Origin of the sequence: Alteromonas macleodii, from assembly GCF_903772925.1 — a bacterium.
Taxonomy (GTDB): Bacteria; Pseudomonadota; Gammaproteobacteria; order Enterobacterales; family Alteromonadaceae; genus Alteromonas; species Alteromonas macleodii_A.
Map to the genome: position 1 here is coordinate 4,627,423 of NZ_LR812090.1, position 12,652 is coordinate 4,640,074.

The window sequence follows — 12,652 nt, forward strand, 5'->3', positions numbered from 1 at the left end:
AGTTAGGAGCTGCTCGGCTCACCGTTAACGCACTATTTGTTATTAACAACTAACGCTTCTAATAGTTCATTTCAAATACTGTGTTAAGAAGGCCTCGTGCGTGGGAAGTTTAGCTACGTGGTTATCCACCTGCTGCTTTAACCCTGCCATAAACTGCTTAAGTGACTGTTCACTCATTTCATCGGCAACACGATGGTACTGGCTTGGTGTCATGCCCTGGCCCATTAATACTTGAGTCCAGGAATCAACACGAAAAATATCTCCGTCATCCAAAAACACGCGGCCAGTTTCGGCAAATAAAGCCAATTTATGTTTAAGTGACGGCGGAATCTCCATGCGTTGGCATTGCTGCCAAAAAGGGCTGTCCTCGCGATGTGTAACCTTATAATGCATAACAATGAAGTCGAGTATGGCCGACATTTCGCTATCAAACTTGTTGTTGTATTCATCGATTGCGCTTTGGGTGATGCCATCAAAAGGGAATAGGCGCATTAAGCGTATAAGGCCGGTCATGATTAGATGGATGCTGGTCGACTCTAGTGGCTCAATAAAGCCACTGGATAGCCCTAGCGCTACGCAGTTTTTATTCCAGCCTCGCCTGCGTTTACCAGGCGTAAAACGAATGACTCTAGGTTCATTAATTGGTGCGCCTGTTACCTGCGATTTAAGTGTATTAATGGCGTCCTCTTCGCTCATAAAGCGGCTACAAAATACCAATCCATTGCCCATGCGCTCTTGAAGTGGAATCTGCCAACGCCAGCCCGCCCTGTGTGCCACGCTTTTGGTGTATGGCACAGGTGGAGCAGTAAGCTCTGTTTGCATGGCTACTGCTTTATCGCAAAATAAATAGTGCTGCCAATCGTCGTATCCAGTATGAAGAGCTTGTTCAATAAGCAGGCCTTTAAAGCCTGTACAGTCTATAAAGAAGTCACCGCTTACCACTTCACCGCTTGCTAATTGTAGGGACTGGATGTTGCCTGATTGCGGGCAAACATCGACCTTTTCTATATCTCCTTCCTTGTGCGTCACCCCAGCTTCGCACGCTAACGATTTTAAAAATCGACCGTAGGCAACGGCATCAAAGTGATAGGCAAAGTTAAGCGACATGGCTTCTGATGTGGCGAACTTGCTCTGTTTAGCGGCAATAAGTTCCGGGCAATAATCACCAAATTCACCACCAAATCCGTATTCTTTAGCCCTCAGCCAAAAATGGTGAAACTCGCCAGCCCAACACTCTCTTCCGGTTATACCAAAAGAATGAATATAGCTGTGACCCTGTTCGCGCCAGTTTTCAAACTCAATACCCAGTTTGAACGTGGCTTGTGTGGCACGCATAAATGCTTTTTCGTCGATGCCAAGCAACTTGTGAAATGTTCTAATAGGCGGAATAGTCGCCTCGCCCACACCTACAATACCAATATCTTTCGACTCGACTAACGTAACGTTTATTGACTTACCCAAAAGCCGTGACAGCGCTGTGGCCGCCATCCATCCTGCAGTGCCGCCACCTGCAATAACAACGTTCTTAACGGGCGTTTGATTGTTACTGCTATCTAAACCCGATACGGCCATATGAGGTGTCCTTTTTATATGAAGAGGTATTGTTGTTTAAATTTGTAGCGCGATCACCTTCACTTGAAGCGCAAGCGTTGCCATAGTCCTGACGTAGAGTATAAGAGTGAAGGTGTTTCTGCTCATTGTAATAGCGATTTGCGATATCTTTGAGCAGCGCATTATTAGTTGGCAGCCCCTGCAAATAGGTATTTTTAGTCTTTTGTAACGTTTCACTAATTTGCAGGGCTTTACGCTTATCTTTTTCGTTTAAACGTAGTGGCGGCCCTAACGTAGTAAAGCCCATCCCGTACAAAACATATTGGTAGCTAGCAGAAGGAAAAATTTCTTCGTTCTCGATAAGATCTAAGCGTGAAGGGCTTTGATACTTCCACAGTTTAAGCAGCTCAGCGAGTGACTCAGGAATTGAAGCATCACTTCTCTGTGCTACCCAATAAGGCTCTTCTCTATCACTAAGAACATAATGTAGCTTCAAAAAGTCGATAACTCGCTGCCAGCGATATGCAAAGCGCGTGTTATAGCGCTTACTGACTATTTCCATGTGCTCTTTATTATGCGGAAACGCCTCACAGAGCATACGTAAGCCAAGCTCGACCATGGCAATGGCTGATGCTTCAAGCGGTTCAACAAACCCCGAAGACATACCTAAGCTCAAACAGTTTTTTACCCAAAACTGTGACCTGTAGCCCGGCTCAAAAGAAAGTGTGCGAAAGGCAAGTTCATGCTCATTTGCACCAGAATAACGTTCACAAACATAGTCAATAAGGGCCTGCTTTGCCTGCTCTTCACTTGTGAATTGGGAAGAATAAACCAGGCCAGTACCTCGCCGGTGCTGCAATGAAATATCCCACGTCCACCCACAGGTTTGTGCAGTAGCCACAGTGGTACTTTTTATTTCGTTATCATTGTCTGCGTAAGGCACTTGCAAGGCTATGGCTCTATCGTTAAGCATGACGCACTTAACGGGTACCCACGGAACATCAAAATGTTTATCAATAAGCAAACCGTTGTTACCGGAACAATCGATAAACAAATCGCCAAACACCTCCTGTCCACATTCTGTTACTACTTTTTCAATGTAGCCATTTGGATGTGAAGTGACTGAGGCAATATGGCCTATAACGTGTTCAACGCTCAGCTTGTTTACACAGTGCTTTTTCAATAAATCAACGAGCTTTGTGGCGTCAAAGTGGTAACCGTAATTAAGCACATGAGCATAGTCGGGCGTAGCAATTTGCTTTGGCGCCTTGCCTGCTGCACACATTGTCGATTGTAGAGAAAAGGCGTCTTCGTATGGTATGTCAGGCGCAAAAGCTTGCCAACAAGCATGAATATTAAGTTCGTTGTAGCCCGTTGGAATAGTAAATGGATGATGATAGTGGTGCCCGCCTTTACGCCAATTAACAAAGCTAGAGCCTTGCTTGAAAGCACCTTGGCATAGGGTTAAAAATTCAGATTCATTAATGCCAATATCCAGAAGAGTATCGCGAAGTGACGGCCATGAACCTTCACCAACGCCAATGGATGACACCGTAGGAGATTCAATAAGGGTAACCGAGTGTTTTTCGCTAAGCTTCGCTGCAAGAACGCCAGCAGCAAGCCACCCTGCAGTACCACCTCCAACAATGACGACCCGATGTAGGCCGCATTGGTTTTGTGAATTACTCATAAAACGATAACCACGCTATCTTGAAAAGCTCTGTTTCTCTCACGTGTCGAAGCTTTTTGTATACTATTCAAACAGCACTATGACAAAAAAGCCCGCTAAAGCGCAACCCTAAGCGCTATAGCGGGCAAACACACCCCAATTTTTAGAATGTATATCTAGCACTTAGTGCATACCTTGCGCCAAACTCATCCAAGTTCCAAAGCATTGCACTGGTGCGTCCATGGCGACGAATATTTTCTTCAGTAATATTGATACCTTCGAAGGCCACTGTTAAATCTTCGGTTATATCGTATGAGATACTCAAATCAATTTGTGAATAAGCTTCGGTATAGCCCGGCTCATTAATATACTGAGACGTAGTGTCTAAGAACTTGTCACGCCAGTTGTATGCAATACGAGCTTGAAGCGCGTCTTTCTCGTACATGAATACTAGGTTTGCAGTGTCGCTTAATCCCACTAGCGCGAACTGAGTAATTGAGGGTGCCGCTTCATTGTCAAACCCGATATCACCTTTAACAGACGTGTAGTTCGCTAACACACCAAAACCACTGTCGCCAAAGAAGTGTTGCGCAGCTACTTCAAAGCCATAGATATTTGCGGCTTTGTTGTTCACTGGCTTTGAGTTGATAAAAGTGATGAGAGGGTCGTCGCTGTTCGGTAGAATATCGAACTGCTGCTCAAATTGTTCATCGGTCAATGAGTCATATTCAATACCGTTTTCTATGGCAGCAACCATATTAAAGAGAGATGTATCGTTTACCGGTATTCCACGGGCTTCTAACTCTGCACGCGCAGCTTCTGCGCGAGGGCCATTTGTCACATCTCTTAGGCCGAATACGTTCTCTTCAACTTGTTCATTACCTATGAAATTTTTCACCCGCTTGTCGTAAAAGCCCACCGACACATAGCTTGTTTCATCGAAATAGTACTCAACAGATAGGTCTAAATTATCAGACTCAAGCGGTATCAAAGATGGGTTACCAGAACTCGCCGTTGCAGTAATACTATCGGTAAGCAGGGTAGGTCCACTTTGCGGCGACACTGACGCAGCAGCACTTAGATTGTTATAGGTAGGGCGCGCAATTGTTTTGCTGTAAGAGAATCGAGCAATCACATTTTCAATAATTTCAATATCGAAGTCTAACGCAGGAAGCACATGGTCATAGCTGGCTTCCACTTCAACGTCTTCCATTTCACTACCGAAGCGTACATTGAAATCGTTATTTCCTTCCCATGCTATACCGCTGGGCAAACTAATATTTGCAATTGAAGTAACATCGGTATTTTCGTAGCGTACACCGGTCAGAAGGTTATATTCCATTCCGTTTAATTCGCCCGATAAGTCTAGCTCGAAGTAAACGGCGGTAATATCTTCTTCAATAGTTCTGTTGGTAGCAAACGGGTTGTTAGCAACTAAGTCAAAACCATACTGCTGCGCTGCAAATGCACCAATCTCAGCCACGCTCCCAGTAAAACCTTGAGAAAACATACCATCGGTATTGAAGTCATCAAATTCGCTTGCTAAATCGAGCGGAGTTAGCGAGCCTGAAGGCAATTCACCAGGGTTTTCTATACCCCAATTACCCATGGTGTGGCGCGTTAGTGACTGAAGCGATGTACTTTCCATAGAACGCGACTCTATACCAAAGTTAATGCCTCCTGTGTCCATCGTATAAGACCCATCAAGACGGGCTTGAGTAATTTCAGTATCTTGCGATGAAAAGTTCATATCCAAAATTGACGTGCCCACATCATCTTGATCTAACACGCCGTTACCGTTCAAGTTGTCCCGCGCGGCATCGTCAAAATCAACAAACATAACAGGGAAATCGCCGCTAAAGTCGACGCCTTGCCCTTTAACCACATTTGCACCTAGCCCTAAGTTTGTCCACGTCCCATAAGGGGCATCTGGGCGGCCTTCAGCTGACGAGTTATGAAGGTCAAAAACCAGCGTAAAGTCATCGTTAACGAAGTACTCAAGGTTTAGGCCAATCGATTTATTTTCGTTTACTTGGTTAAGTTCTTGTAGCGCTAGGCCTAAATCGCGAGGAAGCAAATCACGGCGCTCTTGTGAAATTAATATTGGTGTTTTAACTGCTTCATCATCGAAAGTTAGCTCAGCGAAATACCTATCGTCCATCCAAATTGACTGTTCAGCACGTGCTTCATAAAGATCTTGTTTCGAATAAGTATAATCAAGCGTAGCCGTCATTTTTTCTGAGGGCGCAAATTGGAACGTTAGCTGTGCATTGGTTCTCTCACGCTCTCGGTCTGCCATGTAGTAACGAAGGTCAGAAGGAATAGCAAACAGTTGTCCCATAGCTGGCGCATTATTTAATACAACAGGGTCACCGCTGTCTGGGTTCGCTGGGTCTGGAGATTGAGGAACAGTTCCATCGAAAGGGTTTACTCTCCATTGATTAACAAATGCACCTTGTGCTGCACTGTCGCGCTGCTGGAAAGAGCCCGTAAATGTGACGCCAAATGTATTATCGTCATTAAGATAATTAATAAATCCTGACAGTTCTGGCGTAACATCATCACCCACGCGATTTGTTGTATCGTGCAAGGCTTTAGCACCAACACTAGCAGTTATACCGTTGTCTGCTGCATCAAATGGGCGAGCAGTTCGAATGTTAACCGTTGCACCTATACCTCCCGTGGCAATGCTCGCTCTGCCCGTTTTATACACCTCCACTGCCCGCACACTTTCAGAAGCAAGGTCAGAAAAATCGAACGCACGAGAATTTGGCGTCCCGCCGCCTCCAGGTAAAGCAGAGCCTGGCATGGTCCTACCGTTTAAGGTGACCATGTTAAAATCAGGTCCAAAACCACGGGCAGTGACTTGGCTACCTTCACCATTATTTCGACTGATTGAGATACCTGTTATCCGCTGAAGGGATTCAGCTAAGTTCGTATCTGGAAACTTTCCGATGTCTTCCGCTGAAATGGCATCGACAACGCCCGACGAGTCACGCTTTATTCCCATCGACTCTTGAACACTGCTTCTGATACCGGATACCTGAATCACTTCAATATCGCTGTCCGAATCTTGTGCGGCGACCGGTGACACAACGCCACTGCTTAATGCGGTTCCCAGTATTAACGACAAGCTTGTTGCGATTTTACTTTTGTGTGGTGTTTTGTGTGTCACGATCGCTCTCTCTTTCATCTGTTATATAAGTGTGTTTGAACCTTTAGCGCCTCAGAAAGGGCTTTCTCAAAAACTGGACCAAAAAACCTCGATAAGAAAGCGCTTTCCGAACATTAATTCAACAAATGAATTAGATCAACACATTTTTTACAATAATTTCACAGGGAGTGTACTTTTCTAAACTAATGAACAATAAAGTTAAAGTAAAAAAGATATTAAATTCATAAAGATAATATAAAAGATCAATTTTGAATCACTATTTTTTATTTATGTCAGATAATTGACCACCCCTAGATCTGTTAACTTAAAAATGACATTAGATTGAGAAAGCGCTTTCTAATTGTTTTTTATTTGTGCTATAACTCACCTCTATTAAAAATTTATCATACTGCTTTACTGCGCAATATGGTCTTTGCGCAGGAAGAAAAGAGGTTATCTATTATGCATAGTATTTCTCTGCCCGCAGACAGTCCTTTGTTAAAGCAATCATTTCTTTATGGAACCGCTACCTCAAGCTTCCAAATTGAAGGTGATGTAGAAAATCGCCTAGAGTGTATATGGGATAGATTTTGCGAGCGTCCTTCTTCAATTGCCGATCATTCAAATGGCGATGTGGCCTGCGAGCACATTGCGCGTTGGAGAGAAGATTTCGAGATTCTGTTAGACCTTAATGTAGACGCTTACCGCTTCTCTATTTCTTGGCCTCGAGTCATGACGCAAAACGGTGAGTTAAATCCTAGAGGCGTAGCCTTCTACAAAACATTAATCGATGCCCTAAACGACAAGGGCATTAAGCCATTCGTAACACTTTATCATTGGGATCTGCCGCAATATTTAGAAGACAAAGGCGGATGGCTATACAGACAAACGGCTTATGAATTCCAAAACTATGTGGATAAAATTTCCCGTGCTCTTGGTGAAAACGTTTTTTCTTACGCCACCTTCAATGAACCATTTTGCAGTGCTTATCTCGGATATGAAATTGGCGTACATGCGCCGGGCAGGACGGGAACGAAGAATGGACGCACTGCAGCTCACCACATTTTGCTAGCTCATGGTTTAGGTATAAAAACACTTCGAGAAAACGTTCCAAACAGTGAAGCCGGTATAGTATTGAATTTCACGCCATGCTACCCCGCCACACAGAAATCAGAAGACTTATTAGCCACCCGCAAAGCTGATGAATATATCAATCAGTGGTATATACAGCCAGTAATGGAGGGAAGCTATCCTGAAGTCTTATTTGAGCTAGACGAAGCAGACAGACCACCGATAGAAGCAGGGGATTTGGATATTATTTGCCAGCCTATCGACTTCTTAGGTGTTAACTTCTACACGCGTTTACACTATTCAGCGCCGAAGGAAAAAAACGCATTATTTTTCGAACATCCTCACCAAGGGCCGCTAACCGATATTGGGTGGGAAATCTATCCAAAAGCACTTTATGATTTACTTACGTCATTGAATGAGCGGTACACGCTGCCACCTATTTTTATTACTGAGAACGGCGCTGCTATGGCAGATAAATTAATAGATGGCGAAGTTAACGATGTCGACCGTGTTAAATACTACCATGAGCATTTAAATATGGTCCATAAGGCAGTCAAAGAAGGAGTGAAAGTGAGCGGTTACTTCGCATGGAGCCTCATGGATAACTTTGAATGGGCAGAAGGTTATGAAAAACGATTTGGCCTAGTTTACGTTGATTTTGAGACCCAGAAGCGCACACTAAAACTTAGCGCAAATGCTTACAAAACTTTGCTAGCAAGTCGAACATAGTGATATTGGAAAAAACGATGGACCATAAACTGACTATAAAAGAAAAAATAGGTTATGGAATGGGCGATGCTGCTGCTAACTTAGTTTGGCGAGGCGCGCTTGCCTACCTTGCAGTATTCTATACCGATACCTTTGGTATTACTGCGGCTGCCGCGGCCATGTTGTTCCTCGTGGTTCGTCTTTCAGACGGCGTTACCGATATCATTATGGGGATGATTGCCGACAGAACACAAACCAAAATGGGGAAGTTTAGGCCATGGATACTTGGCTCAACGCCATTTCTTGGCCTTTTTATGATCCTTTGTTTTACTACTCCAGAGCTTTCTTACGCTGGCAAGCTTGTTTATGCCTACCTTACTTACATCGGACTTACACTGGCGTATACGGTTAATAATGTGCCTTACTCAGCGCTAATGGGTGTAATGACTACCGACGATAGGGAACGAACAAGTCTATCTGGGTTTCGCTTTGCTGGCGCTTTTTTAGGTGGTTTAGTAGTTATGGGCTGCTTGCCCATGCTAGTAGATTGGTTAGGAAAAGGTAACGATGCGACTGGCTATCAGTATACGATGTGGCTATTTGCTGCCTTGTTGGTTGCGTTGATGTGCATTACCGTATTCACCACAAAGGAGCGTGTGATCATACAAAAATCATCTCAATGCTCTCGCCCTTTGTCATCTGAACTTTCTGATTTAGCTAAACAGCTGCCACTAATTTTGATTCCACTTTCAGCGATAACAGCCTTTTTCTATTTCCGCGATATGCTAACTGGCGTGATTTTTATTGCTGTTATGGTGTTTACCTCCATCGCAATTAAACAGCTAACTCGTCGCCCAGAATCTATGAACACCCGCTCACAGCAGGATATTATCGATTTACTGTCAAACAAACCTTGGTTGATACTGTTGGGAATGGGTTTTTTAACCATGATGTTTAACGGTATCAAATATGGTGTTATTGCTTATTACTTTAAATATTATATGGGAAATGAGCTACTCACAGGGTACTTCTTCATTGCTCTACTTGTGGTATCCATTTTTGGTGCGCTAACTACGGCTAAGTTATCTTCAATAATGGGACGAAAGAAGCTTTTTATAGTCGCGCTTTTAGCGAGTAGCTTACTAACCTGCGGCATTTACTTTGTGCCGCAAGGTAATGTGATCGGAATATTCATTCTTGGCTGCAGTGCCGAATTTTTTGCAGCTATTTTACCTACCTTATTTTTCTCTATGCTGGGCGACTCCGCGGACTATAGTGAGTATAAAACCGGACGTAGAGCGACAGGTTTGGTTTATTCAGCGGGCTCTTTTGTCCAAAAGACAGGGGGGGGCTTTGCAGGTGCTTTAGTACTATTGGTGCTGGGCAGCTACGGTTACAACGGGCTCGATGTCAATACTATCAACCAATCTCTGCCTGGTATGAAGTCATTGATGAGTTGGATACCTGCGTTATTCGGCTTCGCTGGAGCAGCTCTTATCTGTTTGTACCCTTTAAATGACGAGAAACAGCGAGAAGTCACTAAAGCTTTGCTTACTCGACGTAGCGAACAACCGCTTATAACGGCATAATACAAACACGTTAAGTGATTGATTTAAGAAACGAGGTTTTTACACGTGCCTACCATTTACCAAGTTGCCGAGCGCGCAGGTGTTTCTCTATCTACCGTATCCCGCGTTTTAAACGGAAAAGCCTCGGTAAATAAGGTGCTGCGAGAACGGGTGGAAAAAGCAGTAGAAGAATTAAACTACCGTCCAAATTCCGTCGCCCGCTCTTTGGCTAATAGCCGAACAGACAGCATTGGTGTGCTTGTACCTGAACTAAACGCTCCTTTTTTTGGCGACTTGATGCAGGCAGTAGAATCAACGTTACGTGCTGCAGATAAGCACGTCATCATTACTGTAGGGCGAAACTGCTTAGAAACTGAAAAAGATGCGGTCGAATTCTTAATAAGCCGTAATTGCGACGCACTTATCATGCACGCCGAGGCGCTGTCAGATGAATACTTATTAGAACTTAATCAGTCCAAACTTCCTATTGCTTTAGTTAACAGGCAAGTCGAGGGTCTCTCTGAAGCGTGCACTACGCTGGATAATGAAAAAGGGGGATATCTTGCCACCCGCCATTTACTCGAATTAGGCCATAAAAACATTGCGTATATATCAGGTCCAATAGAAAAGCGAGACGCCAAACTGCGTTTGGAAGGGCACAATCGTGCGCTGTCTGAAGCTGGGCTTTTAGTTAACTCCGAACTCGTCTTTGAAGGCAATTATACTGAGGAAGACGGAAAGCTTGGGTTATTGGAACTTATGGCTCGCGACCAACCATTTACCGCATTAGTATGTGCTAACGATTGGATGGCGTCAGGCGCAATAAGCTGCGCCCGAGATTTGGGTATGAGTCTTCCTCACGACCTATCAATTGTTGGTTTCGATGACGTCGTTTTCGCACATCATGTATTTCCCCGACTTACGACGGTAAGTAACCCTGTTGCTAACATGGCCGAGATGTCAGCAAAATACATTCTAAACAAAGTTTATGGGCAAGCTAATGACGTTAAACTGAGCTTCGAGCCCACGCTTATACTGCGTGAATCTACTATGAAGTATGATGGCTAAGATAATTTGTAAATCTCTACTGCTGCAGAAGTACAAAGAAAAATCTATTTATATATTGTAAGCGGAACCAATCTGAACTGTAGCCCATATGGTTATGGGAAAATAGCGTATAGAGCCTGTTCCATGTGGAACATGGCAAAACGTCAGCATCGTTTATAAGTATCGGACGCCTCCGACCTATATAAATTCCCTTTGTGATCTAGAGCGCATTTACGCCTGCTAATTAGACAAGCTAAGCTCTAAGCTACATTTATCTTTCAGTTAAACTACAAATGAATCACCTAAGGCGTTAGGTTATCGAAAAATAGAAGTTTACTTCCGATGTAGGCACGGTAGATTTATCAGCATAACGCGGAAAGTTTGGGGTAAAATCATGAAACATTTTTTGTTGGGTTTGGTATTGCTTTGTTTAGGGGTAGGAACAAAGGTCAGTGCCAATACTGCCGAGGCCACTGTAAATCGAACCCTTGATGCGCTGCATCACAATGCGTCCGTTGCTAACTTTAAAGCGTATTTCAGCTTGTATCACGAAAATGCCATATTCATTGGTACTGACGCGTCGGAAGTTTGGGATAAAGAAACGTTTAAAGCCTATGCGAAACCCCATTTCGATAAAGGTACGGGATGGACGTATTACCCTAGAGATAGACATATCTATTTTTCGCCAGACCGCAATATAGCTTGGTTCGACGAGTTGCTAGACAATAAGAGTTTAGGCGAAACAAGGGGGACTGGTGTTCTGATAAAAGTTGGCGAGAATTGGAAGCTAGCACAATACCATCTAGCTATACCCATTCCTAACTCAATAGCTGACAGCGTTGCCGAACAAATTAAAACAATGAACAACGAAAAAGCCCCGCTTTAATACGGGGCTTTTAGCGCTTTCGCTTACCTACTAGACATTAGGTATTAGATTGGGTAAGCGGCTGAATTTCCATCTCAACGCGACGGTTCATAGAACGGTTTGCCGCACTGTTGTTAGGCACTTTTGGCGAGTATTCGCCCATGCCCACAGTGGTAATACGTGTGGGGTTAACTGAGTAGTTTATGAGTAAGTTTTTAACTGCACCTGCACGACGCTCAGATAAAGACTGGTTATACTGCTCTGACCCCGTATCATCAGTGTGGCCTTTAATCATCAATACGGTTTTTTCGTAGTTGTTTACGACTTTAGCAACATCTTGAAGCACTGGGTTAAAGTTAGGGCTAATGCTCGAGCTATCTGTAGCAAATGTAATATCTCCAGGCATGATTAATCGCAGATTATCGCCCTCACGTACCACTTGAACACCAGTATCAGAAAGTTCGCTTCGAAGTTCTTCTTCCTGTTTATCCATGTAATTACCAATTGCACCACCTGCGATAGCGCCTACCGCAGCGCCCCACGCATAGCGACTTTTATCGTTATCGCCGGTAGCTTTACCAAGCAGTGCGCCTACTACAGCGCCGATTGCAGCGCCTTTTTGCGTATTGTTAGGGTCATTTGCACAACCAGCCACCGTTAATGATGCAGCAATCAAACTTACAGCAAGAGTCTTTTTCATAACTTCCTCTTTTTCGATTAAAAGCCCAGCATTGAGAAGTGCCAGATGTCCATTGCCACTCTCAATAGGCTTTGTATAAAAACTTTTATTAATTCCTTAACCTTATACTCAGGTTTAGCAATTAGCGTTCCACTCATTATTTTCGAGATAGGTAGCAGGGTATTGATACTACTATCTATATTTTAAAATTAAAAAATTATTGCTGTTAGATCAGTGATAAACGTCGAGTGCTTCTTATCCTGATTAGCTAATCTCGATAAATTCTAAACGACACATTCTGAACCCAAGCTAAACAGATGCTTTTATTTTTGTAAAATGA

At 43.7% G+C, this 12,652-nt stretch carries 8 protein-coding genes; 4 read left to right on the plus strand and 4 right to left on the minus strand.

The annotated features are described in order from the left end of the window. Positions 1–66: 66 nt before the first annotated feature. The 3 genes from PCAR9_RS19845 to PCAR9_RS19855 all read right to left on the minus strand — a co-directional run bounded on the left by PCAR9_RS19845 (position 67) and on the right by PCAR9_RS19855 (position 6,395). Positions 67–1,572, minus strand: a complete 1,506-nt coding sequence (locus PCAR9_RS19845) for a tryptophan halogenase family protein (RefSeq protein ID WP_179985081.1) — start codon at positions 1,570–1,572, stop codon at positions 67–69. Beyond that, a complete protein-coding gene (locus PCAR9_RS19850; RefSeq protein WP_179985082.1) occupies positions 1,550–3,241 on the minus strand; it encodes a tryptophan halogenase family protein in 1,692 nt (563 codons plus the stop codon). The genes PCAR9_RS19845 and PCAR9_RS19850 overlap by 23 nt, the downstream gene beginning before the upstream one ends. 142 nt (positions 3,242–3,383) lie before the next feature. Further along, a complete protein-coding gene (locus tag PCAR9_RS19855) occupies positions 3,384–6,395 on the minus strand; it encodes a TonB-dependent receptor (protein ID WP_420000785.1) in 3,012 nt (1,003 codons plus the stop codon). 441 nt (positions 6,396–6,836) lie between these two features. Here PCAR9_RS19855 and PCAR9_RS19860 point away from each other — a divergent pair, with 441 nt between their 5' ends. From PCAR9_RS19860 to PCAR9_RS19875, 4 genes are all read left to right on the plus strand, one after another. Then, positions 6,837–8,174, plus strand: a complete 1,338-nt coding sequence (locus PCAR9_RS19860; protein ID WP_179985084.1) for a GH1 family beta-glucosidase — start codon at positions 6,837–6,839, stop codon at positions 8,172–8,174. A gap of 17 nt (positions 8,175–8,191) precedes the next feature. Then, on the plus strand, positions 8,192–9,742 hold the full coding sequence (locus PCAR9_RS19865; RefSeq protein ID WP_179985085.1) for an MFS transporter: 1,551 nt from the start codon (positions 8,192–8,194) through the stop codon (positions 9,740–9,742). A 45-nt stretch (positions 9,743–9,787) separates the two neighbouring features. Further along, on the plus strand, positions 9,788–10,789 hold the full coding sequence (locus PCAR9_RS19870; RefSeq protein ID WP_179985086.1) for a LacI family DNA-binding transcriptional regulator: 1,002 nt from the start codon (positions 9,788–9,790) through the stop codon (positions 10,787–10,789). Between the two features lie 373 nt (positions 10,790–11,162). Further along, positions 11,163–11,654 carry a nuclear transport factor 2 family protein gene (locus PCAR9_RS19875; protein ID WP_179985087.1) on the plus strand — a complete coding sequence of 164 codons (492 nt, stop codon included), beginning with the start codon at positions 11,163–11,165 and terminating at the stop codon, positions 11,652–11,654. A gap of 37 nt (positions 11,655–11,691) precedes the next feature. Here the strand turns inward: PCAR9_RS19875 and PCAR9_RS19880 are convergent, their stop codons facing one another. Next, positions 11,692–12,333 (minus strand): YiaD family glycine zipper/OmpA-like lipoprotein, encoded by a 642-nt coding sequence (locus PCAR9_RS19880; protein ID WP_179985088.1) that lies wholly within the window; start codon positions 12,331–12,333, stop codon positions 11,692–11,694. Between the last annotated feature and the right edge of the window lie 319 nt (positions 12,334–12,652).

Bases quoted from the DNA above. Each gene is read 5' to 3' on its own strand.
- PCAR9_RS19860 (WP_179985084.1), top strand. From the start codon at position 6,837: ATGCATAGTATTTCTCTGCCCGCAGACAGTCCTTTGTTAAAGCAATCA.
- PCAR9_RS19865 (WP_179985085.1), top strand. From the start codon at position 8,192: ATGGACCATAAACTGACTATAAAAGAAAAAATAGGTTATGGAATGGGC.
- PCAR9_RS19845 (WP_179985081.1), bottom strand. From the start codon at position 1,572: ATGGCCGTATCGGGTTTAGATAGCAGTAACAATCAAACGCCCGTTAAG.
- PCAR9_RS19880 (WP_179985088.1), bottom strand. From the start codon at position 12,333: ATGAAAAAGACTCTTGCTGTAAGTTTGATTGCTGCATCATTAACGGTG.
- PCAR9_RS19850 (WP_179985082.1), bottom strand. From the start codon at position 3,241: ATGAGTAATTCACAAAACCAATGCGGCCTACATCGGGTCGTCATTGTT.
- PCAR9_RS19875 (WP_179985087.1), top strand. From the start codon at position 11,163: ATGAAACATTTTTTGTTGGGTTTGGTATTGCTTTGTTTAGGGGTAGGA.